This window comes from Enterococcus sp. S22(2020) (genome assembly GCF_020295385.1).
GTDB lineage: Bacteria > Bacillota > Bacilli > Lactobacillales > Enterococcaceae > Enterococcus_L > Enterococcus_L dunnyi.
Genome location: NZ_JACFUD010000001.1, coordinates 347105 through 371873, shown reverse-complemented (window position 1 = coordinate 371873; position 24769 = coordinate 347105). Strand labels below are relative to the sequence as shown.

Sequence of the window (24769 nt, the reverse complement as noted above, 5' to 3'; positions counted from 1 at the left end):
TTTCTACTCATCGATCATAACACAGTTCATTTAATAAATCTGGCTCGTTTTTGTAATTAGGCAGAGAAAAAATCAAGTAACGGCTCTGCTAAGATATCGTTATCAATAATATAGCTACCGTGATCTTGGTTTTCCATGATTTTCAAATCAGAAGCTTCAATCAGTTGGTGCATTTGTTCAAATATCTCTAATTCGCATAGATCATCATCAGCAGCGATGATCAGTGTAGGGACTTCGATTTTACGTAATTCTTGCAAAGGGATACTTGGTTGTTCCATCATCAATTTAAATAAAGGATTTTTCGTTTCTTCATATTTTTCGACAATATGGTCAAATATTTCAGGTTTTAGCTGATCAGGGCTTGTATTAGCGCCTAAAAGAGCTAGTTTATTGAGACAAGATAATTTTTGGATGCCCATGATGATCGCTAAGATGGCACCATCACTGAAACCAACGATATTGACCTTTTCAAGCTTCAACACATCGATAAAATCAATGATATCATCAGCCATTCGTTCATAATCATACTGTTCTGTCTGGGCGCTTTTCCCATGATTACGGCTATCGATCGCATACACTGTAAATTCTTTTTGTAGTTTTTGACTTAGCCGATCGAAAATATGATGATCCTCTCCATTGCCATGTAGTAATAGCATTGGCTCTCCTTGCCCTGATTTTGTATAAAAAAGTTCAGTACCATTAACGTTGATCATTGTCATAATATGTTCCTCCTGGTGGTCATTTTTATTGTATTACTAAGAAGAAGTATAACAAATGAACCTTGACAGCATCATGTCAAGGTTGGAAAAATCGTATTTATTTTCTTCGACTAGCATCGACTTTCTTTTGGTATTTCTCGATCTTATAATCCAGCATATCGATTCCTTCTTGAATTTGTTTCATTTCATTTAAAGCAATTTGTTTCTGTTTTTGTAAAAGCGCCAATCGATTTTGATTGGTTGCATCTCCTTCGTGCCACCAGTCGATGTATTGTTTGAGATCTTCGATCGTCATACCAGTCTTTTTTAAGTGTAAGAAAAAATCGATCCATTCTTTATTCTGTTCATCATAAATTCGAATATTATTTTGGTCTCTATTTACGGTAATGAGACCTTCTTTTTCATAAAAGCGTAAAGTATATGGACTCAGACCTGTGATTTGTGAAAATTCTTGGATTTTATAAGTCATTGCTTCATCCTCCTGAACAGTTTTCTCATTTCATTTTACCACGTAGAGTTGGCTCTAAGTCAAGCTTTGCTATTTTTTTAATAGTTCCTTGACTTTGAGTGTACTCTAAGAGGTATCCTGAAAAAGAAAAGAGCTTGAGGAGGGAAAAAAGTGGACAGTTCAAAAATGAGGAAAATTTCGATTTTAGCAGTATCATTGATCGTTGTTTCAGGTGCCGCGATTGGAGCAAATCTACCAGCGATCGCTCAAACATTTCCTGAGATCCCATTGCCATTGGTAGAGATGTTAACAACGATTCCAGCACTATTCATTATTCCAGCTGTATTATTGAGTACAAAGATTGCTAAATATATAGGCTATAAAAAGTCAGTTTTGCTGGGATTAGGAATCGTTTTGATTTCAGGGATCATTCCAGCTATAGTGACTAACTTTGCAATCATATTTATTTCAAGAGCTTGTTTTGGTTTCGGTATAGGGATGTTCAATTCGCTGCTTATTTCAATTATTAGCTATTTTTATCATGGAAATGAACGAGCGGCAGCCATCGGATTTCAAAGTGCATTTGAAGGGATCGGCGGAATGTCATTGACGTTTGTTGTGGGGCAGTTACTGAAAATCAATTGGCAGGCATCCTTTTGGGTTTATCTGATTGTAGTACCGATTTTTATTTTGTTTGCTCTATTTGTACCAGAGATTTCTCCAGACGAGCTAAGTCCAAATCGTGAAAATAAAAGCGATTCTGAGCAAGTAAAATTGATTGAAAAAATATTGTCCACTAAAGTATTTGTAAGCTATATTTGCTTATTGATCTTGGTTGTGTGTATGTATATGTCGATAACTGTTAAGGGCACTTTTTTGGTGACGACTTTAGGATATGGAAATGCAACTGATGGCAGTAATATTTTATCACTGATCGGAGTTGGCGCGATGACTGCTGGTTTTTTATTTGGGCCCATTTTTTCTGTGACCAAACAATGGACATTGCCGCTTTCATTTCTCATGATGAGTTTGGCAATGCTAGTGATTGGACTTTCTGATCGTGTATGGATTACGGGGATGGGAGCAATGATTTGTGGTTTTGCCTTCCGAACCTTTATTCCTTATATATTTAACAGAATTAATAATGACTCAGGACAAAGGGCAGCTTCTCGAATGTCGTTATTGTTAGTAGGATTCAATCTAGGTTCGGCATTTTCGCCTTACGGGATTGCGTTGATTGAGAGAATATCTAATTTTTCGTCAATTCGGGGAATATTTTTTTTAGAGGCTGTTTTGTTATTACTTTTAGCGGTTATCATAATAGGAAATATATTTTGGAAAAGAATACGAATAAAAAAATTGTGATTGTCCCATTGATTTAAGGCTTAGTTTAAACGATATGTTATGAAATAAGGAGAGCTTAGTATGAATATTGGTACAGCAAGCAAGGAAACGAATGTATCAGCGGATACAATTCGTTATTATGAGCGGATTGGATTGATTCCGCCAGTCAAAAGGACCGAAAGCGGGATTCGTGAATTTAATGAGGAAGATCTACGTTGGATCATTTTTAGCAGACAAATGCGTAACGCAGGTCTTTCAATTGAATCCTTGATCGAGTATTTAAGTCTTTTTCAGGGAGGTGATCACACAGTTCCCGCATGTTTAGAGTTGTTGAACGAGCAGAAAATCATTTTAGAAGAACGAGTGGATATGATGCAAAGCGCATTAGATCGTTTGAAGTTTAAGATTGAAAATTATGATAGTCACATGGTTCCTACTGAGAAAAAATTGAAGAAATTTAGTTGAAAACTATATAGACAAAAAATGACGGTAAAAAAAGAGGAAAGTGAACTAAAGCTCACTTCCTCTTTTTTGTTTTAAAGTCTATTTAAACCAACCTAAAACGCCTGAAACTGTATTTAAAATACCTTGTATAATATTGATAATAAACATACATATTTTCTCCTATTCTGTAATTAATTATTTAAAGAAATTGAAAAAGTTAGAAGTAACATCTAACCAATGCTTAACGATATCCACCCACATGGATAATCCCTCCTTGTTTTTTTATTCAAAACATATTAAATAGTCGTGTTGATTCTTTATTTAGTTAATAATCGTTTGAGAGTCAGCCTGTAATCTAAATAAAAAAGTTTTATGCAGTTCCTTTTGTACGACAAAATAAAATAATGCTTATATAATGTGGAAAACAAGACATTTTTTGACTATTTGAATAAGTGAAGGAGTAGTTATTATGGAATGGTATCGCTTAACGATCAATGAGGTTTTTGAAAAGCTGAATGTCAATAAATTTGGTTTGAGTACAACAGAAAGGGCAGAAAGGCATCAAAAGTATGGCAGCAATGTTCTCTCAAAAGAAGAGGAAGTCAGTAACTTACAAAAATTTTTAAGTCACTTCAATGATTTACTTATTTATGTTTTGATTGGTTCTGCAGTGTTGAAAGGAATTAGTGGAGATTTCATTGATATGAGTATTATTTTGCTAGTAGTGATTATCAATGCGATCATCGGTTATGTTCAGGAAGCTAAAGCATCAGATTCATTGGATAGTTTAACTGCTATGATGAGTACGAAAGCTGTTGTATTAGTCGATCAGGAGAAAAAAACAGTGGATGCAGAAACGTTGGTGCCGGGAGATATCGTTTATTTAAATGCAGGAGATATTATTCCAGCCGATTTACGAATCGCTGAATCCTACAATTTGGTTGTAGAAGAGGCAATTTTGACTGGAGAATCTACGCCTGTAGAGAAAAATAGTGATGCTATTCAAACGCAAGCAGAATTAGGTGATCGTATCAATACCGTATTTTCCGGTACACTTGTGAACAGCGGTTCTGGCAAAGGAATCGTTATAAGCATCGGTGATGAGACAGAGCTCGGAAAAATCAATCAGCATTTAAAGAGTGTGGAGGAAACAGAAACACCGTTGATTCGTAAAATGAAAGGGTTAAATAAACAAATCTTTTATGTCTTGGCAATTTTGATCGTATTTTTAGCAATCTTCAGTCTTTTGTTCAGAGAGTTGACGGGGGAAGAATTACTATCAGCAATGATCGCCTTGGCAGTATCAGCAGTGCCAGAAGGATTGCCGGCTGTATTATCTTTGATTTTATCTGTAGGTGTAACACGTATGGCGAGACAAAAAGCGATCATAAAAAAAATGCCTGCTGTAGAAACGTTAGGTAGTATGACAGTTATTTGTTCAGACAAAACAGGAACTTTGACAAAAAATGAAATGACTGTGGTTTCTGTAGCCTTAGCGGATGAAGTGATTGAAGACGATCAAACAGAACCAAATTCGAAACAATTGAATCAAGTTGAGGAAGATGGTCCGCTTAGAAAGATGATCGAAGCGGCTTTATATTGTAATGATACAAAACTTACGTATAAGAAAGGGCAAAGAGAAATTATTGGAAACCCAACCGAAGGAGCACTGCTGGATTGGGCAAATCATATGGCTTTGGTGGAAGAAGTCCATGAAGTAAACAAGATTCCTTTTGACTCTTCGTATAAATATATGGCTACTTTAGTCGATGTGGATCAACAACGGTTTATTTATTTAAAAGGTGCACCTGATGTTTTATTAGCTAAGACGAGTCACCAATTCACTCAAAATGGGATAAAAGAAATAGATTTCTCTTACTGGGAGGAAAATATTCGTCTGCAAGCACAAAAAGGACAGCGGATTTTAGCCGCTGCATTTAAGGAAGTAGCTAAGACAAAAGACACGATCATACATGATGATTTAAAAGACATGGTTTTGACCGGTTTATTTGGAATCATGGATCCACCAAAACCAGAAGCAATCGAAGCTGTTTCGATCAGTAACAAAGCTGGAATCTCAGTGAAAATGATTACCGGAGATCATCAAGACACGGCTATTGCGATCGCAAAGGAAATCGGCATCAAAAACTATACGAACGCTATGACAGGGCACGAAATCGAACAATTATCAGATGAAGAGCTAGTTGATGTGGTTATGACGCATGATGTTTATGCAAGAACTACACCAGAGCATAAATTACGATTAGTCAACGCCATTCAAAAAAATGATCAAATCGTTGGAATGACAGGTGATGGAGTAAATGATGCACCTGCTTTAAAACAAGCAGATATTGGAATAGCAATGGGAATCAAAGGAACACAGGTGACAAAGGATGCAGCAGATATGGTTTTAGCGGATGATAATTTTGCCACGATCACTAGTGCGGTCAAGGAAGGACGACGTGTGTATGAGAATTTGAAAAAAACAATTTATTTCTCATTACCGACCGCTTTCGCTCAAGGACTTTTAGTTGTTGTATCTTTATTGATCGATAAGCCTCTTCCGTTGACCTCAGTTCAAATTTTATGGCTGAATATGGTCACAACGATTACATTATCCTTTGCGTTAGGATTTGAACCGTTAGAAAAAGACGGAATGACGATACCGCCTAGAGATCCTAAGGAAAATATTTTGAATCGTTATGCAGTAATTAGAATTTTTTATGTATCTGTTTTACTGGCAGGGTTAGGTTTTATCGTGAATAATTACCTTGCTGAAAATGGTTCAAGTATTGAAGTGATGCAAACAACGTTGATTACAACGATCGTATTTGGCCAAATCTTTTATATGTTGAATTGTCGTGATATTTATGATTTCCCAATTGATAAAAGTATTTTTTCTAATAAAATTCTTTGGGGAACGATTTTGATATTATTATTGTTGCAAAGTGCATTGATTTATCTGCCATTTATGCATATTGTTTTTGATACAGCAGCAATCGGTCTTCAATACTGGGGCTTAGCGCTGTTATCAGGAATCGTCGTTTTTGTGATTGTTGAAGTGGAAAAGAAAATATATCGGATAATTGGAAAAGACAAAAAATAATCGTTATTTGAACTATATTTAAAGACCCAGTATACATTAACTGGGCTTTTTTCTTTCGGTTAAGTGTTACAATAGTAAATAATCATAATCTGTTTTGAAAGGATAAAATATGAAAAGCATAGAACTTCTTGATTTGCAAATAGAAATAAAAGATTTTTTTCATAGTAATAATAAAATCGAAACCTATCATCATTGTACAACTGTTGGGGAATATGCTTATAATTTAGCGAAAAAAAGTTTAGCAGATCCTAACAAAGCAAAAATCGCAGGATTTTTGCATGATATTTCGGCAATTTATCATAATGATCAAAGAGTTGATGTAGCAAAGAAGCTGGAAATTCCACTATGTAAGGAAGAGATCAAGTTTCCCATGATCATTCATCAAAAAATTTCCAGACAAATGGCACTGGATATATTCAAAATTACTGATCCAGAAATATTATCTGCAATAGAATGTCATACGACATTAAAAGGCGGTTATTCTGATTTAGATTTAGTCGTGTTTGTTGCAGATAAAATAAAATGGGACCAAACAGGAGAGCCTCCGTACCTTAGTGGTTTGATGGATGCGTTAAATCAATCATTGGAGCATGCTGCATATTATTACATTGAATACTTATTAAATAATGATATAAAGGTGGTTCATCCTTGGCTGATGGACGCATATAGGGAATTAACAAATAAACTCCAAATTGATTTGTAAAGAGAAAAACAGCTGATTTTTTATATGAAAGGAAAACACTGTGAGAAGAAATCATAGTGTTTTTTTGATACAAGATAGATCAGTTTTTACTTAATAATTAGATTAAAATAAATGTCTTTTTGTGATAGACTGTAAGTGAGATGTATTTGCTAGAAAAATCAGGAAATCTGTTCAGAGTGGCTATTCAAATCAAAGAGTGAAACTTCATAAAGAAAGGATGTGTAAATTGTGGCGCATCATACATTTTCATTTTATTGGAAAAGAAGACACGATCCAAAATGGAAACTGGATTATCAAGTGGCTTTTTGGTCTAGAATCAGGAATGCACTTATTCTATCAAATTTAATTGTATATGGGATAATCATTTTTCTAAAAGCTAGCGCTTAAATCTGTAACGATCAGAATTAGATCAAAGCTTTTCTTGTGAGGAATTTTTTCTATCCTATTTTATCGTTGAAAAGTTGAAATTAAGGAGTCAAGTATGGAAGAATTAAAGCGAAAAAAGAAACGAATCGGTATTTTATTCATAGCAGAAATTGTTGTTACGATCATCACGGTCATTGCCTACATTTTTTATTTTTTGCAGTATGTCGGTGGTATAATGATTTTGTATCCGTTTCTTATTTTAGGCGTGGTAAAGTGGCGAAAAGAGGAGAAAAAACAATTACTACGTTTAGCTGAGGAGAAGATTGAGGGGCTAAATTTAGAGAGGGAGCATAATAGAATCAATGAAGTAACATATAGACAACAGATTCAGGAGATACGTATGATTATTTATGATATTTCATAATTGTTAAAATAGAAAGTCTATTTACAGAAATCGTTGATTTTTTTCGTCAATTGCACTGACATTTTACAGTAGAAAGAAGAAAAATCGAACAGATGAACAAGAATAGTTGGTTCCTTCTTTTATTATGTCGCAGATTAAAAGAAGGAATCTATTTCTATTCTATAAATAAAGATCAAATAGAACCGTTTTACTTCCAGCTTGCCAATTTATTCCATTGTAACTCAATCACATTTCGTGAAAGAATCTCTGTTGTATGTGGCTGCGTCATGTGTCTGTCAAAAGCTTCCATATTCCCCCATACTTCCCATAACATGAATTCTCCTTTTTCGATATCACTTGGCGTAAAAAAGAATTCGATGCAATTTTCTTCAGCAGCCGTAGCTTTTGCAAAGTCCAATAATTGACTGTAGACCTCTTTATAGTCATTACCAGCAGTTACTTTTAAGCAAGCCGTGTTATAGACGAAGCGATCGGCATTTTCTGAGTTGATATAATCAATCAATTTATTTTTCATGTTCGTTCTCCATTCTGTAAAGCTTTTTTTCGTGGTACAATTTTATTATAGATTTAGAAAACGAAAAAACAAGTACGCACATTTTTGTGCCTTAGATGAAGGAGTGAAGGGATGGAGGAAAGCAAACAGGTCCAATGCCCAGTAACAGAAGCATTAAAAATTCTAGGTGGAAAATGGCGAATTCCAATTCTTTGGAAGTTAGCCGAGGAGCCATTGAGATATAATGAGTTGAAACGGCGACTAGCTGGGATCACAAATATTATGCTTACGAGATCGTTGAGAGAATTGGAGCAGTATCGATTGATCGAACGAATACAGCACGAAACCGTTCCGCCGAATGTCGAGTATTTGCTGGCTGAAGATGGCAAAAAGTTGATTCCAGCATTAAACTTGATCAAAGAATGGGGGATAGAAGTTATCGAAGAATATCCTTTTTCTGATAAAAATTAGAATAAAAGTATCTAATAAAATTTGTTTGTCAAGAAGAAAGTATAGCTTTTAGATAGAGAAAGAACTAGCTATAGTAAAAAAAATTATTTCTTTAAAAACAATTCTCCGCCTATCTCCCATGTTAAAAAAATGGTTGGTATGGTCTTTTTCAAAAGGAATGGAGTTGAGATAGGCGGAGAAGTGAAACAAGTTGGTTCTGCAAAGCCAGCTTGTTTTTTAGTAAGAGTCTGCTACTGCTAGTCAGTCTCTTATTAGCACTACCGGATAAAAATTATAAGCTGTGTTTTTCATGACGTCTGCATTATTCTCGGAAAATAGTTGTTTGCATGTTTATTTTTACTTTTTCATTTTATTCGATTACGCATTGACGTAAGCACACCTTTTTTTTAGACGAGATGACAAACACATGGTGAGTCATTGATTTTTATTCAGCAGCTCGCACACATCAGGGGATGGAATTGAAAAAAATGTTAGGAAAAAAGGAGAACCTGATGTGTACTATATATAAAAAGAGCGAAAAAAAGACGGTATTAGTCACCAACCAATACCGTGCAAAAGTTCAATGAATAACCATTCACCTATTCAAAGCTAAAAGATGTAAAAAAACACTAGTATTTCTTACAAATTTTAGGTAAAATGAATAAGTCAATGCGCATTGACTAGGGCAACTTGTATTGTCAGTTGTGGCTGACTTTACAGGGCTCTGTAGAAGGATTGCTGTCCTTTTTACAGAGTGCCTTATTTATTTTGTTTTTCGCTCTAATTATCGAAGCTATGATTCAAAACGCAAAAAAATGGTATTCGTCAGCGACTAATACCATGAAACGTTCAGTAAATAGAAATTAACCAATTCAAAGAAAAGTCAGAAAAAAGCTGGTAATCTTTTCTTACTTTTAGTACAATGAAATAAGTCAATAACATATTGACGGAAGGCAACTTGTATTATTAGTTGTGGCTGATAATACAGGGCTCTGCGGGATGATTTGCTGTCTCCTGCAGGGCGCCTTTTTTTATTTTGTTTTGTAATGTTATCTTAACTTAAAGACAAGATGATAGTCAAGTCCTTTTGCAAATAGTAAAAAAAATTGCCTTAGAGTAAAAAAGTACTCAAACAAAAAAGCAGATTGAAAAAATTTTTTGGCAAGTATAACAAATGGGTGCAAAACTTCTAGAAAGCTTATGTTAGAGGGAAAAGGATAACTTTCTTACAAGTGAACTTTTTTGAATCATATTCTTTTATTTATGTCATTGATACGAAAAACGTACAATAACGATTTAATTAAGCAGGGAAAAGTACTCATGAAGGTAAAAATATGAAGTACGGTGAAAAAAGGAAATGTGATAATATTCAAATGTTCTTTTTCTCATAAACGAAGGTTTATATTAATACGCTTTCATTGTATAATTAAATTGACAGATGATTGAAACTAAAGGAATAAAATGAAATTAAGAACATAGGAATAGGAATGAGGAGATATTATGAATAAAATGAATCAAGGGTCTACTTTTGGAATCAACTTAGCCATTGTTATTTACTATTTTTTGCCTAGAATGCAAGTTTCTACATATTCTTATTCATGGAATCTAATATTTGATTTTAGACAGTTAAGTGTTTTTTTGAATACAGTAGTGATGCTATTTATTGTTTATCAAAAAACACACTTGAATAAGTGGCAAAACATTGATTCAGGTAGAATGGTTGTGGGTTCGTACATTTTATACTTATTTGCAACAGTATTCTATTTAATGATTCTTGAATTTCTCTAATGTTTCTAGATAAAAATGTTTAGACGCTGACTCTTAATAAATGGTAGTTCGAAATCAGGAGTTTCGCTGATTTTACAAAAAAACGAGCAATACGAAAAGCGTATTGTTCGTTTTTATTCTAATAAAAAGTATTTGGTAAAAATATATATCACGCAAGAAAAGAATCGATCATAGAGAGGAGAAAATAATGAGAAAAGCTGTCGTATTGAATTTTGTTGATGCAATCAATGATCAGGATATACCTTTAATTATCCAAATGATGTCTGAAAATTTCTATTTTATTGATACCTATGGGGATAAGAATGGTAAAGAACAAATGAGAGCAGGTTGGCAGGGCTATTTTGATTGGTTTCCAGACTATACCATCAAAGTAGATGACTATCTTGAAAATGAAGAATTTTCAATGATAATAGGCAGTGCAAGTGGTTCCTATCTAGGAAATAAAAGTCGCTTCTGGAACTTTCCAGCATGTTGGAAAGTTGTAGTTAAAGATGCTCAAATTCAATTATGGCAGGTATTTTGTGATTCGAAAAAACAATTAGATTCTATGAAGTAATTTTTTTATCTCGTTCATTTTGTGACAAGAATGGGAAAAAGAGCAGACACCTAAGGTTATCATTTTCCTATATTGATACTTCTGATATTGTCGATGGATTAATTGAACTTTGTAAAATTATCAAAAGTTACTTAGATCATTTCAAATCGGACGAATGGTAATTTTGTCATTTTTGTTCATAATATTGTTTTATAATGGCGTTTATGATAATATAGTGAAAAAATTTAAATCCAATTGATTGGTTCAAAAGTGTGTAAATTTAAGGAGGAAAATAATGTTAATTACTACAACTGAGACTATTCCAGGTAAACAATACGAAATTATTTCTGAAGTATTTGGCTTAACAACGATTTCTAGAAATATGCTGCAGGATTTGGGTGCAGGACTAAAAAGTGTGATCGGCGGAGAAATCAAAGCATATACAAATATGCAGCGAGAAGCTCGTGATAAGGCAATAGATAGACTTAAGCTGGAGGCCGCTGATCTAGGCGCAGATGCGATTGTAATGATGAGATTTGATTCGGGTACGATACAAGCAGATATGCAGTCAGTTGTTGCGTATGGAACAGCAGTTAAATTCATATAAGCAATATTCAATATTTGTGTAAATAAGACGATTCAATAGCAAAAGCTCCTAAAGCGGTAAAATACTTTAGGAGCTTTTTATTTTATAGGTGTGTGTGAATTAAAAATCATAGAAGGAGTGCCCATTCCGCTTGATAAACTTTAGCTATTTGCTCATATTCAAGATAGTATAGGATGCTCAAAGCTTTTTCACAAGCCTTTTGTCCAGATAGTATTTGACCTTCTAAAATCAAAAGTATTCCTCTAAAAAAACGTTCAATGATCCTAAAAAGTCCACTATTAAGATCAGTATTTAAATCACTTAGCTGATCAAGTAATTCTTTGGCCGTTGAAAGTTCGTTTTCTTTCAAGCACAGTTCAGAAAAGTTGATCAACAATGTTTGTAAAATTTCTTTGCCACGGTCATAATTGCGGTATTTTTTTAGCAGTTTAAATATATTTTTTTTGAAAATCATTCTTTGATCATGTGAAAAGTAATCTAGTGTATTTGTAAAAATCAGCAATTCAAAGAGTGTCCATGATTCTCGTTTCAACAAAAATCGAACCACGATATCCATTTGTTCAGCTGGAATTTTGGTGTAATCGATTTTGTTAGAGTGAAGAAAATGATTGACGATGTGAATGCGTCCTTCAACTAAAGCTAAAAAGAGTTCTTTTTTATCAGAAGTTACTTGCGTTTGGATTTCTTTTTTTAGTTTAAATAAATCGTTCAGGTTATTTTCATTTGAGGCTTTGGCCAATAAGGTCCAAAAGGTAGTCGTTTCTGGAATGGTGTATTGATTATAGATAAACAGGAATTCATCGGCTGTGACGGTTAGCGCATCTAAGACTTGTTCCAATAATTCTAATGATAAATCATGACGGCCCTTTTCAAATTCGATCGCATAAGATTTTGAAATCAAATTACTATACAATTCTTTTTGAGAAATGCCTTTAGATAAACGGATTTCGCGTATGACCAGTCCATATTCTTTCATAATACAATTCCTTTCCAAGCTATGATGGTTGATAAAAAGAGTGTAGCAGATTTTGCTGGAAAGTCCTAAATATAGGACTTTATTCTACATAAAAAATGATTTTGTTTATGATAGGGCAGAGTTTTAGGAAAGGGACGAGAACATGAGTAAAAAATATTTTATGTTTGCATTAGCTATTTTTATAACAGGATTTTGGACAATAGCCGCAGAAGCAGAAACGATCGTTGTTACACCAAACCATATCATCAAAGACCAAAAAGATTATTATTTAGATGGGCATACTTGGTATAACGATGGTATTGCTGTTGATTCTAGTACTCTTTTTTCTACAGAAGAAAGTTCATCTATTGAGCCTGCTAGTACAGAAACGACGCCTACTGACACGGCGATCACAGAATCTACAAATGATACAAAAGAAACAACGACAGAAACATCAAGTCCAACATCAGAATCTAGTATCGAAAATAAAACAAGCACGCGTTCTTCGAGCGAGGCTGACAGACGATCATCGTCAACGACATTCAGCGTTGAATCATCTATAAGAAATGAAAATAAATCTGCTAGTGACAGAGGAGAAAGTTCAGTTAGCAGCAGTGAAAAATTAGAGACAGAACAATCAACAGAAATAGATCGAGTTGAGAAAAAACAAGAACCAAATATTAACATGGCTGATCCTTCAAAAAATCTACCCAAAAGGAATAGATTACCTGAGGCAGGTGAAAAAGCGCAAACCTTCATTCGTTGTGTAGGAATCATACTCATTGGTTTTTCTTTTTTTATATTTAAGCGATAGGTTTAATAGCTAAATCATTTTTCTAACAAATGAACGATCACCATTGCATTGTAATTTCTTTTTGTATATAATTTCTATATAGAAATTATTTTCAGGTGGTGAATCAAATGAATACGCTCGAAGATGCATTAATAAATTTGCAGTGTGAACTGGTAGCTGAAAGAAATAGGAGAAACCCTCAAGAGATTAGCTGGCTTCAGTATGATATCTTACGTCTTCTTAGTTTAGAAAGCGAAATAGCACCATCAAAAATCAGTGTGTTACTCGGAATCAGTCGTACAAAGTTATCTAAGGCTTTAAAAGAATTAAAGACAATGCACTATATTCAGCAAAAACCAAATGAAAAAGATGGACGAGAGTTACTGACTATTTTAACTGAAACGGGGCGTCAATTATTGGATGATATCGATAAAGGACATCAAGAGCTTCAACTGGTAGCGAATGCGGTATTTAATAGTGAAGAAAAGGAACAATTAGCACAGCTAGCTGAAAAATTTTCAAAGGCGCTTAAATCAGAAAGGTTGAAAGCTCATGAGTAGTACTATTTCAATTAAAGGTGCAAAAACAAATAATTTAAAAAATGTTTCCCTTGAAATTCCTAAATATCAAATAACGGTTGTTACAGGGGTCTCTGGGTCAGGCAAATCATCTTTAGTCTTTGATACGTTAGCAGCAGAATCTCAGCGTCTTTTAAATGAAACATATTCTAGCTACATTCAGCAGCTATTGCCTCACTACTCACAGCCTATCGTTGATGCGGTAGAAAATTTACCAGTTTCTATCGTTGTCGATCAAAAGAAGATCGGTGGAAATGCTCGTTCAACAGTTGGTACTGTGACAGATATTTACTCAAGCCTGCGTCTGTTGTTTTCAAGGATCGCTGTTCCGTTTATTGGTTATTCTATGGTTTATTCATTTAATAATCCGCAAGGGATGTGTCCAAAATGTAATGGGCTAGGTGAGATGAAACAAATCAATTTGAATCGGCTTATTGATTTTAGTAAATCTTTAAATGGAGGGGCGATCGATTTTCCTACATTCCAACCAGGTGGATGGCGCTTGACACGATACACAGAGTCAGGAAATTTCGATAACGATAAAAAAATCCAAGACTACGATAAGAGAGAATTAGATCTTCTTTTGTACGATAAAGGAAGTGCGCCAAAGAATCCAACAGAAAAATGGCCAAAAACCTCAACGTATATAGGTATTATTCCGAGAATCACCAAAAATTTTATTGAAAAAGAAAAGACCAATTATACCGGTCAATTGGCTCGGATCCTTGAAGTTAGAGAATGTCCAGAATGCTTAGGTACTAGGGTGAACGACATCGTTCGATCTGCAAAAATCAATGGAAAATCGATCGCTGATTGTGTAACGATGACTATTCCAGAATTGATCTTATTCATTAAAAATATACATTCTCCTAAAGTGAAAATTGTTTTGGATGATTTGATCAAAAAACTGGCTAGCTTACAAAGTGTTGGTTTGAGCTATTTATTTCTTAATCGGCCAACTTCAACACTTTCTGGTGGGGAGTCACAAAGAATAAAGATGACTAAGCATCTAAACAGTGCACTTTCCGATGTTTTATACATTTTTGATGAACCTAGTATTGGTCTTCATCCGGAAGATCTATCAAGAATTTCAAAAATTATTATTGGACTGAAAAATAAAGGGAATACTGTGATATTAGTTGACCATGATCCTGATATTATAAAAATTGCAGACAATGTTGTTGATGTAGGTGAAGGAGCAGGGAATAAAGGCGGCAAGATCACCTTTGAAGGAACCTATCAAGAATTACTCAAATCGGATACGATCACAGGGAAAAGTCTGTCTGCTAGTAGATCGATCAATACTGAAAGAAAAGAATTCTCCGACTATTATTCATTAAACAAAGTCAGTTTGCATAATGTTAAGGATGCATCAGTAAAAATACCTAAAGCATTTTTAACGGTTGTTACAGGCGTAGCTGGCTCTGGGAAGAGTACATTGATTCGCCAGCTCTTCAAGCAAAAATATCCCGAAGCAAGTATCTTGGATCAAAGCCCAATAATTGGAAGCAATCGTTCGAATGTACTAACATACCTAAGTATTTTTGATAAGATAAGAAATCTATTTGCTCATGCTTCAGGAAAAAGCAGTTCTCTTTTCAGCTATAACGGGAAAGGTGCTTGTCCTATTTGTAAAGGAAAGGGCTATTTAAAATTAGATCTAGCTTATATGGGAGATGTCGAACAGGTTTGTGAAAAATGTCATGGCAAACGATATAATGATGAAGCACTTTCTGTCGTTTGGCGTGGCTTGAATATTTATGACCTTCTACAGTTATCAGCTAAAGAAGCGAGCAAGCTGTTTAAAGAAAATGAATTAACACAAGCTATACAAACACTCATAGACGTCAATTTGGGGTATGTCCAATTAGGCCAGTCACTAAATACATTTTCAGGCGGGGAATTACAGCGGCTAAAAATAGCTAAGATCATCCGGCAAAATACGACTGATTTATTGATTTTGGATGAACCGTCTACGGGGTTACACGAGGCTGATATCAAAAGCTTACTTATGCTATTCAAAAGACTTTTAACAGAAAAGAAAACACTGATTGTTTTAGAACACAATCTTCAAATCATCAGTCATGCGCAATGGATCATCGATATGGGGATCGGTGGAGGTGATTTAGGCGGTAAGGTACTTTTTGAAGGGTATCCTGTTGATTTATTGAATGTACCTGATTCATATACGTCTAAGCATTTACGAAGTTATTTAGAGTAGAGACGACTCGCTTAGCATCGCAATAAAGTAGTCTAAAAAGTAAGGAGTACAAAAAAATCCCATCTCAGCCAAGATGGGATCAAATTATCTATTTATCTTTTGGGGAAGATAAGTAATTTCTCTATGAATAAATCATAAACGATTTTTAATGGTTTTACTACTTCAAAAAAATCCTATCCTTCTTACTTTTTTGAAGAAACTCTGTATTTAAAAGAGGAAACAGCTATTCTCGCCAAAATTTTGTATAATCGATTTTTTCTTGAATGTTATAATCAATGATCTTTTTCAAAAGGGAGAAATCGATTTCCTGTGTCCAAGTGATTTTGAAGATATTATCAGTATGCTCATATCCCGCTTTTTCAATATCCTTTTTGAATGCAGCTAGTGTGACTGTTTCTGGTGCGACCGACATGTGTTTTTTAGAGACGCTGAAGCCGATTATAAATGTTCCATGATCGGTAAACATTGGTTGGTTCCATTTGATGACTGTTTCTAATTGAGGGAAGTTTTCTTTGATCCATGCAAATAGACCTTCTAATCGTTGACGTTGTTCGGAATCACTTATTTTTTCGGTAAATTCACTTAAATCTGCCATTAGGATACCTCTTTTCTTTTAAGTAGGATTGTTTCGTTGTTTTTATTATAATATGAATAAAGAATTTAGAATAGGTATTTGATCGAATGGAAGGAGAGAAATGAAGATGCCAAAATATATTGCTCTGTTACGTGGTATAAATGTTGGAGGAAAAAATCGTGTCGTTATGGCTGAGCTGAAAGTTACATTTGAAAAGCACGGATTTACAGACGTAAAAACATATTTAAATAGCGGAAATGTCATTTTTTCGACGGAAGAAAAGACACCTGATGTCCTGACCAAAGAGTGTGAAATGCTGATTGAAACGATGACAGGATTACACATTCCTGTGACGATCGTTTCTGGTGAAGAGTGGCTGGAAGCTGTCGCACATGCGCCAAATTGGTGGAATATCGACAAGGAATCGAAACACAATGCGATTTTTATCATTGCACCGACGACGACAGCTGAGGTGATGGCTGCAGTAGGTGAAGCAAAACCAGAATACGAACAGGTCGATCATCACGAACGGGTGATTTTCTGGTCTGCGCCATTAAAGACTTTTTCGAGAACCCGCTGGTCGAAAATCGTCAGCTCAGCATATTATGATCGAATTACGATCAGAAATGCTAATACCGTCATGAAAATAGCAGAGTTGATCAAAAAAGAGCAATAGATCTACGTTTGAAGCTGCCTTAAAAGTGTTTATTGCTCAATGAACGACAGTCTTAAACAATAACAATAGATGAACAGCTGTTTTATTGTATAATGGTTGTTAGTCTATTTTTATTTATATGATGGAAAGAGGAAGGAAAAATGAAAAGAAAGATCAAGTTTTTACTCAGCGCACTTGTCGCAATGATCGCTATTATTTTAGTTTATGTAGGGTATGTTTATTTTAGTTATTCAAGAATCGAAGATGATCGTTCAATCAAGGTTCAACAGCAAGCTGAAAGCAAGGCACTCTATACAAACAAAGAATATAAAATAAGTACATTCAATATTGGTTATGGTTCGTATACGCCTGATTATACGTTTTTTATGGATGGCGGGAAACAATCAAAAGCGGTAAGTAAGGAAAGTGTTCGTAAAAATATTGCTGGCGCAATTGAAACGACAAAACAAATAGCGCCTGATTTTGCGCTTTTTCAAGAAGTGGATGAAAAAGCGACGCGTAGTCATGGCGTAGATGAAGTACAGCAAATCAATCAAAGCTTTAAAGATTATACAAGTTCCTTTGCGGTAAATTATGATTCTGCCTTCTTGATGTATCCAGTGCTGGATCCGATCGGGAAATCAAAATCAGGAATTTTAACACTCAGCAATACAAAAATCGAAAGTAGTACACGTTACAGTTTGCCGATCGAAACCAATTTTAATAAGTTTTTTGATTTAGATAGGGCGTTTACGGTATCTAAGATTCCTGTTGAAAATGGCAAATATTTGATGCTTTATAATGTTCATTTATCCGCATATATCAAAGATCAGGCGATTCAAAAAGAGCAAGTGCATAAGCTGTTTGATCATATGGAACGGGAATATAAAAAAGGCAACTATGTGGTTTGTGGTGGAGACTTCAACCACGATCTACTGCCCTCATCTACGGAAACGTTTAAAAATGATCCAACGGAGGCTTATACTTGGCTGCAGCCGTTCCCCAAAGCAGAATTGCCTGAAAATCTCAGTGTAGCGAAGCTGAGCGAAAGAAAAGAAGCAGTGCCTTCTGTTCGTAATTTGGATAAACCGTATGAAAAAGGCAAATCATTTGTTGCGTTGATCGATGGGTTCATTATTTCTGATAATATCCAAACTATCGATGGGAAGGTGATCGATAAAAGGTTTGAGCATTCAGATCATAATCCGGTTGAAATGACATTTGAATTGAAATAAAGCGAAAAAGCCAGCATTCTAGCTATTCCGAATGCTGGTTTTTTATTTTATCCGAGTTACTCTTTTACCTCGACAATCGTTTGTTTATAAAAATGTAAATTGAAGATCAACGTTTTATTGACGAGACGCGCTTCTATGTCAAATCCGTGTTCATTCATGATCGATTGAACGATGGATAAACCTAATCCTGTACCTGATAGGTTTTTATTTCGTGATTTTTCATGAACATAGAAGGCTTCCCAGAGCTTCTCTACATCAAAATCTGAAGGCAAGGAGGTTTGATTGCTGATCGAAAGCTCAACGAACTCATTTGTTTCACGCCAGCTGACTTGGATTTCTTTGTCAGTGGTATATTTGATGCTATTGGTCAATAAGTTATCAAACGCACGTTTTAACAGTAAAGGATCAGCTTCGATCAAAGATAGTGGTCTATCTGTTTCAGCTTCTAGGAGCAAGATCGATTTTTTTTTCATCAATGATTCTTGCTCCTGCAACGTCTGTTTCCAAATCTTAGATAGTTGGAGTGGAACCTTTTGCAAGGAGTGCTGCTGTTCCAATTTTGCATAATCAAGCATTTGATCGACGATTTCATTTAGACGTTGTGCTTGTTGTAAGATAGTGTTTAAGTAGGTACCATCGTCTAAGCCATCCTCGATTCCCGAGCTATAAGCTTTGATCAACGCGATTGGCGTTTTTAATTCATGCGTCAAATCTGCTGTGAATTGCTTCAATCGATTATTTTTCGCTAATAAATTCTTTTGATAGGTAGCCAAAGCATAGCTCATCTTGTTGATACTGACTGCTAATTCTCCAATTTCATTTGCAGGGATATTCTCAGTTGTCACAAACGTTAAAGCAGTGATTTCTTCTGCTACTTTTTTTAAATCAACAAGGGGATCTGTGATTTTTCGAACAGAAATATAGATCATAAAAATGATCAAAACTAGAGTAAGACTCAAGGAAATAAAATTGAAACTATTGATCAATTCTGCTGTTTCAGAGAAATTAACGGTAGAAATACCAACTAAGAAAAAAGTATCATCGATCACCATCATTTCAACAAGAAAGCTAGATTTTTGTTTTCCTTGATCAAAGCTTCGCTGGATCGGTTGGGATGTACTTTGTAATTGCTCTAAGGTCTCTTGTGTGACCCAAAAACGATTTAAAGCGATCTGTTTTCTATTCAAGTTGAGAGATAAACCTTCATTGAAATCATCAAGTGAAGCGCCATCTAATGGATAGGCTACGATGGTTACTTGCTGCTCATTTTCCAAAAGTTCAAGTTGTTTGCTGTCATTAGGAGACTGTTGGATCGAAGCCATCACTGAGGTTACTTTATGTTCCATTTTCGCACTATAGTAATAAGGAACGACCAATGTATTGAAAATGAACATCACAAAAAAGCTGCCGATGATGATCAACGAAAAAGTGAGTGTGAGAGTCGTGCTGATTTTTCTAGTTTTCTTTTTCAACGAGATAACCCACTCCTCTTTTGGTAGTGATGATCTCATCACCAATTTTTTCCCGTAAGCGTCTAATATGTGTATCTACAGTACGGGCGACCCCATCATAATCCATTCCCCAAACACCAATTAAAAGCTGTTCTCGTGTTAAGATCGTTCCACGATTATTGACTAAGAACATCAATAGATCACTTTCCTTTTTTGTTAGATCGATTCGTTGATCGTTTTTCCAAAAATTGAGTTTCGCAGGATCGATAACTAATTTTTTTATCGTGATCGTTTCTGTTACACCAAGTAATTTTTTTACTCTCAGTACTAATACTTTAGGATGAAAGGGTTTCGTTAGAAAGTCATCAGCACCGCTGGATAACGAAAGAAATTCATCATCGCCAGTTGTTTTAGCGGTCAGCATCAAAATTTTGACTGGACTTTCTGATTTAATGGTTTTGATCACTTCGATACCATCAACTTTTGGCATCATCCAGTCGATGATCGCTAAATCTATTTTTTCTGTATAAAAAAGTTCTAGTGCTTCTTCACCATCAAAGGCAGTAAATACGGTGAAGCCAGCCTTTTTTATATAAGCACTCAAAATCTGAACCATTTCTGGACTATCATCGGCAATCAAAATATTCATAAGCAGCAACTCCTTTTATAATCTTGCTAATTGCGAATTTAGACGGAAAAATTGAAAAATCAGAACAAGTAGAAACACCCCGATCAATGGCAAATCGACCAAGAGAGAAAAACGGCCAGGGGTATACAGAAGTTCTTTGATCCATGAAGTAGCTATCAGAAAGAACTTCATATAAAGCAGTTGCGCACTAAGCAAACCAATACAGGCACTAGGAATGGCAAAGAGTAAAAAATCAGAAAAAAGTTCACTAGTCAATCTCAAATCAGAGCTTCCCAGTAATTTTTTTGTGATCAATTCCTCTTTATCTATTAGTAGAATATGCTGGAAGTGAAGAAATAAATAAAAAAGACCCGCTAAAAATAATCCCAGACTAATCAAAAATAGACCGCTCTTTAAACTCGTCAGTAACAAAATCAAATTTCTTGCGGCTGTTGACTGCGTAAAAGAGTCTATCAAGTCATTTTGGTTCAATAAGTTTTCTCTTTCTAATGCTTCAAAATAATTTAGTGTAAGCCAGCAGCGAATAACAAGTGTCAGACTGAAGAAATACCCCGCTATTGAAAGAGTATTTACAATAGTGTGCAGCTTATTTCTGAACAATAATTTTCCGCTGTCAGCTAAAATGGTATAGTACTTATCCATAAAAACACCTTTCTCATCCTGATAGATTTTGATGGATTTTAGAAAGTAGAAGACTATTTATCGTATTTATCTAGTTGAAATTCCTCGATCAAGGCGATCAATTTTTCTGCATATTCAGGATCTGTCGCATAGCCGCCGTTTTGTAAAGCGACAGCAGCTTCACGATAATTTTTACTGGTTTTGATTGCCTCGTAAGTTCCTCCGTTTAAAAATTCCATATGATCGACCATCGATTCTTGGATCGTCGAATACTTTTTAAATGAATCGTCGATCGTTATTTGTTCACCATCTATAAATTCCTCAGTTGGCATAATACTAGACTGCTCATTAAATGTGCCTTTGATCCCAAAAAGATTATTTGCTTCGAGTGCTAGATCACTACGTCCCCAATCAGATTCCAAAATTGCCTGAGCAATCGTGATGCTGGCGAATAAATGTGTCTGCTTTTGTAAAACTTTTGCTTCAGCTGCTATTTCATCGATAAAAAGTTGCTGGTACGCAGTAGCTTCGTCTTGAATAGGTTGTTCTTCTTTATTAAAAATCAAGAAAATACTCGCAATCGAAAGAAGTAGAATCAATAATAACGGTAAGACATTTCGTTTGATAAGGATTCTTTGATTCACGTCATCCCCTCTTTTCTTTTAGTGAATAAATGTAGTATAGAGGTTCAATGTTACAAAAAGATGCCAAATAAGTTAATAATTGTTTGGCTTTCTTAAGAAATAATTCAGTTTGATTAAGAAAATTTTTGAGAATGAAAAGTAGAAGAGAACGAAAAAAATGAAACAATTCTCTTTACAAGTTACCAAAAATCATTTATGCTAGTTTTTGTAAATACCCATAGGGGTATAAAGGAGGAGCCTATGTTTTCATTTTTTAACAAGACATCGATCAATGGATCAGAACTTCAACAGAAGTTGACGTTGAATCCAGAAATCATTGATGTGCGTGAGAAGTCGGAATTTCAAGCAGGACATATTCCTGGCGCCAAAAATATTCCATTGAGTAAAATCAGCGCATACAGCTTGAAGGATGATCGACCAGTTTATGTCATTTGCCAATCTGGATTGAGAAGCAGACAAGCAACGAAGTTTTTGAGGAAAAAAGGTATACAAGCATTTAATGTCAAAGGTGGAATGAGCCGTTGGTCTGGAACGGTAAGAGGAGGAAAATTATAATGCATGTGGTAATTATTGGCGGCGTAGCTGGCGGAATGTCAGCTGCGACTCGGTTAAGAAGACTATCAGAGGAAATCGAAATTACTGTGTTGGAAAAAGGACCCTATGTTTCTTTTGCAAATTGCGGACTTCCTTATTATGTGTCTGGGGAAATCAGTGAGCGTTCAGCGTTGATTTTACAAACTCCAGAACAGCTTAAAAAGAGATTTAACATTGACGTTCATACGGAAACAGAAGCACTTGAAATCGACCGTCAGGCTAAAAACATTCGGATAAACGCGAAAGGCAAAGAAGCTGTGATCAACTATGACCGGCTGATTTTATCACCTGGTGCGCAACCAGTTGTCCCAGCAATCGAAGGTCTAGCTCAGGCAACTAATGTACACACCTTGAGAAACGTACCTGATGTTGACAAAATCGTTGAAGCAGTTAAACAGGAACAACCAAAGCAGGCTGTTGTGATCGGTGCGGGTTTCATTGGCTTAGAAATGGCTGAAAATCTAAAAAAATTAGGAATCGATGTTACCATAGTCGAAGCAGCTCCGCAAATTTTACCACCGCTAGATGAAGAAATGGCTGCATTTGTTGAGAAAGAACTGAAACGAAATGAAATCACTGTCTATACAGGGGCTGCAGCAACCGCATTCAAAGATGCTGGACAAACAATTGAACTAAGTACAGGCGAAACCATCAAAAGTGATTTTACCATCCTGTCAATTGGGGTCAAACCTTCTAGCGAGTTAGCGCAAAACGCTGGCTTAGAGATCGGTTTACGGGGTGGTATTCTTGTTGATGAGAGCTACCGGACAAACGATCCTGATATTTACGCTGTAGGGGATGCGATCGTTGTGAAGCAGCAAATTACAGGCGAAGATGCATTGATCTCATTAGCTTCACCAGCTAATCGTCAAGGGAGACAAGTGGCAGATGTGATCATGGGAGGAGCACGAAAAAATCAAGGAAGTATCGGCACTGCAATCGTTCGTGTGTTTGAACTTACAGCTGCTAGTACTGGCTTAAGCGAGCGGCAATTGCGTAATGATAAGTTAGACTATAAAGTCGTTCATACGACATCCAAAAGCCATGCTGGGTATTTTCCAGGCAGTCATCCGATCGTAATGAAATTATTGTTTCATCCTGTTTCTGGGAAAATATTTGGTGCGCAGGCAGTTGGATCAGATGGTGTAGATAAACGAATCGACATTATTGCGACAACAATTAAGGCTGGTTTGACAGTGACTGATTTACCTGAACTTGAATTTACGTATGCACCGCCTTTTGGTTCAGCAAAAGATCCAGTTAATATGGTCGGATATGCTGCAGCAAATATTTTAGAAGGTTTTTCAGAAAGTATTCAATATTATGAGTTAAACGCAGCAATTGAAAACGGTGCGCTGTTGCTTGACGTGAGGAATCCTGATGAGTTGAAAAACAATGGTGCTTTACCGCAAGCTAAAAATATTCCGTTGGATGAGTTGAGAGCTCGTTTAGATGAAATACCTAATCAACAAGAAATAATTGTGAGCTGTCAAAGCGGCCAAAGAAGCTACTTAGCAGAACGAATCTTGAAAAATAATGGTTTTACTGTAAAAAATTTAGATGGAGCATTTCAGCTTTATAGCATGATTTACCCCCTGGAGGTTATTAAATAATGTATAAATCAATCATGATCGATGAGTTTGAACAATTACAAAAAAGAAATCACTTAAAAATTATTGATGTGAGAGAAGAGGATGAGTATCAGTCTGCTCATATCAAAGAAGCGAGAAGCATGCCTCTAAGCACGCTGCAAGAAACAGCAGAAACCTTGGATAAAGGACAAGAATATTATATTATTTGCCACTCTGGCGGACGTTCTCAAATGGCTAGTGAATTTTTAGCATCATTAGGGTATGATGTAACTAATGTGATGGGCGGTATGTCTGCTTGGAGAGGAGAAGTTACTAGTGGGATGTGATCCTAAATTAGCTAATCGTTTGAAACGTTCAGAAGGGCAAATTCGCGGCGTTTTAAGAATGATGGAAGAAGGGAAGGACTGCCGTGAAGTTGTGACTCAACTGATGGCTGTCCGTTCTAGTATCGATAAAGTGATTGGACTTGTTGTGACTGAGAATTTGAAACAATGTATGGAAGATGAGCAGATCGATCTTTCCAGTGAAGACTTAGCCAAAGCTTTAGAGATGATCGTAAAAACAAGATAAACTAAAAAGACGTTAAACTTCAGGCCTAGCCCAGAAAGTTTAACGTTTTTTTTTTGAAGAGATCAGGTTGGGGTAGAAGGATTCGACCTTAAGAAGCAAGTTCTTCAATTATTAATGATTCAGCACTTAGAATGTTGTTAGCTTCATTTTATTTTTGAAGCACAGTGAAGCTATACCTGTTAGCTGCTTCTGATTTCACCGTTGAACAGG

General features: G+C 35.5%; 27 protein-coding genes. 18 read left to right on the top strand and 9 right to left on the bottom strand.

What is annotated here, in order from left to right; genetic code table 11:
• Positions 1–56: 56 nt before the first annotated feature.
• Positions 57–719 (bottom strand): alpha/beta fold hydrolase, encoded by a 663-nt coding sequence (locus H3T55_RS01715; RefSeq protein ID WP_225532965.1) that lies wholly within the window; start codon positions 717–719, stop codon positions 57–59.
• Between the two features lie 97 nt (positions 720–816).
• Positions 817–1188 (bottom strand): MerR family transcriptional regulator, encoded by a 372-nt coding sequence (locus H3T55_RS01710; RefSeq protein ID WP_225532966.1) that lies wholly within the window; start codon positions 1186–1188, stop codon positions 817–819.
• Between the two features lie 150 nt (positions 1189–1338).
• Here H3T55_RS01710 and H3T55_RS01705 point away from each other — a divergent pair, with 150 nt between their 5' ends.
• The 5 genes from H3T55_RS01705 to H3T55_RS01685 all read left to right on the top strand — a co-directional run bounded on the left by H3T55_RS01705 (position 1339) and on the right by H3T55_RS01685 (position 7554).
• On the top strand, positions 1339–2532 hold the full coding sequence (locus H3T55_RS01705; RefSeq protein ID WP_225532967.1) for an MFS transporter: 1194 nt from the start codon (positions 1339–1341) through the stop codon (positions 2530–2532).
• A gap of 60 nt (positions 2533–2592) precedes the next feature.
• Entirely contained in the window at positions 2593–2976 is a 384-nt protein-coding gene (locus H3T55_RS01700; RefSeq protein WP_225532968.1) for a MerR family transcriptional regulator, read from the top strand.
• A gap of 448 nt (positions 2977–3424) precedes the next feature.
• Positions 3425–6061, top strand: a complete 2637-nt coding sequence (locus tag H3T55_RS01695; RefSeq protein WP_225532969.1) for an HAD-IC family P-type ATPase — start codon at positions 3425–3427, stop codon at positions 6059–6061.
• A gap of 109 nt (positions 6062–6170) precedes the next feature.
• Positions 6171–6764 (top strand): bis(5'-nucleosyl)-tetraphosphatase (symmetrical) YqeK, encoded by a 594-nt coding sequence (yqeK, locus tag H3T55_RS01690; RefSeq protein ID WP_225532970.1) that lies wholly within the window; start codon positions 6171–6173, stop codon positions 6762–6764.
• 481 nt (positions 6765–7245) lie between these two features.
• The gene (locus H3T55_RS01685) at positions 7246–7554 is read left to right on the top strand and encodes a hypothetical protein (RefSeq protein ID WP_225532971.1); all 309 of its coding nucleotides are present in this window, start codon (positions 7246–7248) and stop codon (positions 7552–7554) included.
• Positions 7555–7741: 187 nt separating this feature from the next.
• On the opposite strand, the gene H3T55_RS01680 is transcribed toward H3T55_RS01685, so the two are convergent.
• Positions 7742–8068, bottom strand: a complete 327-nt coding sequence (locus tag H3T55_RS01680; RefSeq protein WP_225532972.1) for a putative quinol monooxygenase — start codon at positions 8066–8068, stop codon at positions 7742–7744.
• A 111-nt stretch (positions 8069–8179) separates the two neighbouring features.
• Between H3T55_RS01680 and H3T55_RS01675 the strand changes: the two genes are divergently transcribed.
• The 4 genes from H3T55_RS01675 (at position 8180) to H3T55_RS01660 (ending at position 11427) form a co-directional block, all read left to right on the top strand.
• A complete protein-coding gene (locus tag H3T55_RS01675; RefSeq protein WP_225532973.1) occupies positions 8180–8518 on the top strand; it encodes a winged helix-turn-helix transcriptional regulator in 339 nt (112 codons plus the stop codon).
• 1488 nt (positions 8519–10006) lie between these two features.
• The gene (locus H3T55_RS01670; protein WP_225550074.1) at positions 10007–10285 is read left to right on the top strand and encodes a hypothetical protein; all 279 of its coding nucleotides are present in this window, start codon (positions 10007–10009) and stop codon (positions 10283–10285) included.
• 187 nt (positions 10286–10472) lie between these two features.
• Entirely contained in the window at positions 10473–10841 is a 369-nt protein-coding gene (locus H3T55_RS01665; protein WP_225532974.1) for a nuclear transport factor 2 family protein, read from the top strand.
• A 274-nt stretch (positions 10842–11115) separates the two neighbouring features.
• A complete protein-coding gene (locus tag H3T55_RS01660; RefSeq protein ID WP_087639527.1) occupies positions 11116–11427 on the top strand; it encodes a heavy metal-binding domain-containing protein in 312 nt (103 codons plus the stop codon).
• 106 nt (positions 11428–11533) lie between these two features.
• Here H3T55_RS01660 and H3T55_RS01655 read toward each other — a convergent pair whose 3' ends face one another.
• A complete protein-coding gene (locus H3T55_RS01655; protein WP_225532975.1) occupies positions 11534–12403 on the bottom strand; it encodes a helix-turn-helix domain-containing protein in 870 nt (289 codons plus the stop codon).
• Between the two features lie 142 nt (positions 12404–12545).
• Here H3T55_RS01655 and H3T55_RS01650 point away from each other — a divergent pair, with 142 nt between their 5' ends.
• From H3T55_RS01650 to H3T55_RS01640, 3 genes are all read left to right on the top strand, one after another.
• Positions 12546–13196 (top strand): hypothetical protein, encoded by a 651-nt coding sequence (locus tag H3T55_RS01650; protein ID WP_225532976.1) that lies wholly within the window; start codon positions 12546–12548, stop codon positions 13194–13196.
• A gap of 107 nt (positions 13197–13303) precedes the next feature.
• Entirely contained in the window at positions 13304–13735 is a 432-nt protein-coding gene (locus H3T55_RS01645; protein ID WP_225532977.1) for a MarR family winged helix-turn-helix transcriptional regulator, read from the top strand.
• Positions 13728–15974 carry an ATP-binding cassette domain-containing protein gene (locus tag H3T55_RS01640; RefSeq protein WP_225532978.1) on the top strand — a complete coding sequence of 749 codons (2247 nt, stop codon included), beginning with the start codon at positions 13728–13730 and terminating at the stop codon, positions 15972–15974. The genes H3T55_RS01645 and H3T55_RS01640 overlap by 8 nt, the downstream gene beginning before the upstream one ends.
• Positions 15975–16197: 223 nt before the next feature.
• Here H3T55_RS01640 and H3T55_RS01635 read toward each other — a convergent pair whose 3' ends face one another.
• The gene (locus tag H3T55_RS01635; RefSeq protein ID WP_225532979.1) at positions 16198–16569 is read right to left on the bottom strand and encodes an iron chaperone; all 372 of its coding nucleotides are present in this window, start codon (positions 16567–16569) and stop codon (positions 16198–16200) included.
• A gap of 106 nt (positions 16570–16675) precedes the next feature.
• Between H3T55_RS01635 and H3T55_RS01630 the strand changes: the two genes are divergently transcribed.
• Both H3T55_RS01630 and H3T55_RS01625 read left to right on the top strand, forming a co-directional pair.
• Complete coding sequence (locus tag H3T55_RS01630; protein WP_225533225.1) at positions 16676–17224, top strand: DUF1697 domain-containing protein; 549 nt, start codon at positions 16676–16678, stop codon at positions 17222–17224.
• Between the two features lie 140 nt (positions 17225–17364).
• Positions 17365–18438: an endonuclease/exonuclease/phosphatase family protein gene (locus tag H3T55_RS01625; protein ID WP_225532980.1), complete on the top strand. Its 1074-nt coding sequence runs from the start codon at positions 17365–17367 to the stop codon at positions 18436–18438.
• Positions 18439–18494: 56 nt separating this feature from the next.
• Here the strand turns inward: H3T55_RS01625 and H3T55_RS01620 are convergent, their stop codons facing one another.
• From H3T55_RS01620 to H3T55_RS01605, 4 genes are read right to left on the bottom strand one after another with little or no spacing between them, the layout of a single operon-like run.
• Positions 18495–19910 carry a sensor histidine kinase gene (locus tag H3T55_RS01620; protein ID WP_225532981.1) on the bottom strand — a complete coding sequence of 472 codons (1416 nt, stop codon included), beginning with the start codon at positions 19908–19910 and terminating at the stop codon, positions 18495–18497.
• A complete protein-coding gene (locus tag H3T55_RS01615; RefSeq protein WP_225532982.1) occupies positions 19894–20538 on the bottom strand; it encodes a response regulator transcription factor in 645 nt (214 codons plus the stop codon). The genes H3T55_RS01620 and H3T55_RS01615 overlap by 17 nt, the downstream gene beginning before the upstream one ends.
• A gap of 15 nt (positions 20539–20553) precedes the next feature.
• Positions 20554–21180, bottom strand: a complete 627-nt coding sequence (locus H3T55_RS01610) for a hypothetical protein (protein WP_225532983.1) — start codon at positions 21178–21180, stop codon at positions 20554–20556.
• A gap of 53 nt (positions 21181–21233) precedes the next feature.
• Complete coding sequence (locus tag H3T55_RS01605) at positions 21234–21803, bottom strand: glycoside hydrolase family 73 protein (protein WP_087639541.1); 570 nt, start codon at positions 21801–21803, stop codon at positions 21234–21236.
• Between the two features lie 240 nt (positions 21804–22043).
• Between H3T55_RS01605 and H3T55_RS01600 the strand changes: the two genes are divergently transcribed.
• The 4 genes from H3T55_RS01600 to H3T55_RS01585 are packed head-to-tail and all read left to right on the top strand — an operon-like array spanning position 22044 to position 24559.
• Entirely contained in the window at positions 22044–22358 is a 315-nt protein-coding gene (locus tag H3T55_RS01600; RefSeq protein ID WP_225532984.1) for a rhodanese-like domain-containing protein, read from the top strand.
• Positions 22358–24010, top strand: a complete 1653-nt coding sequence (locus H3T55_RS01595; RefSeq protein ID WP_225532985.1) for an FAD-dependent oxidoreductase — start codon at positions 22358–22360, stop codon at positions 24008–24010. The genes H3T55_RS01600 and H3T55_RS01595 overlap by 1 nt, the downstream gene beginning before the upstream one ends.
• On the top strand, positions 24010–24315 hold the full coding sequence (locus H3T55_RS01590) for a rhodanese-like domain-containing protein (RefSeq protein ID WP_225532986.1): 306 nt from the start codon (positions 24010–24012) through the stop codon (positions 24313–24315). The genes H3T55_RS01595 and H3T55_RS01590 overlap by 1 nt, the downstream gene beginning before the upstream one ends.
• Positions 24305–24559, top strand: a complete 255-nt coding sequence (locus H3T55_RS01585) for a metal-sensitive transcriptional regulator (protein WP_225532987.1) — start codon at positions 24305–24307, stop codon at positions 24557–24559. Before H3T55_RS01590 ends, H3T55_RS01585 begins: the two co-directional genes overlap by 11 nt.
• Positions 24560–24769 lie beyond the last annotated feature (210 nt).

Excerpts from the sequence above, each read along its gene's own strand:
- H3T55_RS01715 (WP_225532965.1), bottom strand. The coding sequence starts at position 719 with ATGACAATGATCAACGTTAATGGTACTGAACTTTTTTATACAAAATCA.
- H3T55_RS01710 (WP_225532966.1), bottom strand. The coding sequence starts at position 1,188 with ATGACTTATAAAATCCAAGAATTTTCACAAATCACAGGTCTGAGTCCA.
- H3T55_RS01700 (WP_225532968.1), top strand. The coding sequence starts at position 2,593 with ATGAATATTGGTACAGCAAGCAAGGAAACGAATGTATCAGCGGATACA.
- H3T55_RS01695 (WP_225532969.1), top strand. The coding sequence starts at position 3,425 with ATGGAATGGTATCGCTTAACGATCAATGAGGTTTTTGAAAAGCTGAAT.
- yqeK (WP_225532970.1), top strand. The coding sequence starts at position 6,171 with ATGAAAAGCATAGAACTTCTTGATTTGCAAATAGAAATAAAAGATTTT.
- H3T55_RS01685 (WP_225532971.1), top strand. The coding sequence starts at position 7,246 with ATGGAAGAATTAAAGCGAAAAAAGAAACGAATCGGTATTTTATTCATA.
- H3T55_RS01680 (WP_225532972.1), bottom strand. The coding sequence starts at position 8,068 with ATGAAAAATAAATTGATTGATTATATCAACTCAGAAAATGCCGATCGC.
- H3T55_RS01675 (WP_225532973.1), top strand. The coding sequence starts at position 8,180 with ATGGAGGAAAGCAAACAGGTCCAATGCCCAGTAACAGAAGCATTAAAA.
- H3T55_RS01670 (WP_225550074.1), top strand. The coding sequence starts at position 10,007 with ATGAATCAAGGGTCTACTTTTGGAATCAACTTAGCCATTGTTATTTAC.
- H3T55_RS01665 (WP_225532974.1), top strand. The coding sequence starts at position 10,473 with ATGAGAAAAGCTGTCGTATTGAATTTTGTTGATGCAATCAATGATCAG.
- H3T55_RS01660 (WP_087639527.1), top strand. The coding sequence starts at position 11,116 with ATGTTAATTACTACAACTGAGACTATTCCAGGTAAACAATACGAAATT.
- H3T55_RS01655 (WP_225532975.1), bottom strand. The coding sequence starts at position 12,403 with ATGAAAGAATATGGACTGGTCATACGCGAAATCCGTTTATCTAAAGGC.
- H3T55_RS01650 (WP_225532976.1), top strand. The coding sequence starts at position 12,546 with ATGAGTAAAAAATATTTTATGTTTGCATTAGCTATTTTTATAACAGGA.
- H3T55_RS01645 (WP_225532977.1), top strand. The coding sequence starts at position 13,304 with ATGAATACGCTCGAAGATGCATTAATAAATTTGCAGTGTGAACTGGTA.
- H3T55_RS01640 (WP_225532978.1), top strand. The coding sequence starts at position 13,728 with ATGAGTAGTACTATTTCAATTAAAGGTGCAAAAACAAATAATTTAAAA.
- H3T55_RS01635 (WP_225532979.1), bottom strand. The coding sequence starts at position 16,569 with ATGGCAGATTTAAGTGAATTTACCGAAAAAATAAGTGATTCCGAACAA.
- H3T55_RS01630 (WP_225533225.1), top strand. The coding sequence starts at position 16,676 with ATGCCAAAATATATTGCTCTGTTACGTGGTATAAATGTTGGAGGAAAA.
- H3T55_RS01625 (WP_225532980.1), top strand. The coding sequence starts at position 17,365 with ATGAAAAGAAAGATCAAGTTTTTACTCAGCGCACTTGTCGCAATGATC.
- H3T55_RS01615 (WP_225532982.1), bottom strand. The coding sequence starts at position 20,538 with ATGAATATTTTGATTGCCGATGATAGTCCAGAAATGGTTCAGATTTTG.
- H3T55_RS01610 (WP_225532983.1), bottom strand. The coding sequence starts at position 21,180 with ATGGATAAGTACTATACCATTTTAGCTGACAGCGGAAAATTATTGTTC.
- H3T55_RS01600 (WP_225532984.1), top strand. The coding sequence starts at position 22,044 with ATGTTTTCATTTTTTAACAAGACATCGATCAATGGATCAGAACTTCAA.
- H3T55_RS01595 (WP_225532985.1), top strand. The coding sequence starts at position 22,358 with ATGCATGTGGTAATTATTGGCGGCGTAGCTGGCGGAATGTCAGCTGCG.
- H3T55_RS01590 (WP_225532986.1), top strand. The coding sequence starts at position 24,010 with ATGTATAAATCAATCATGATCGATGAGTTTGAACAATTACAAAAAAGA.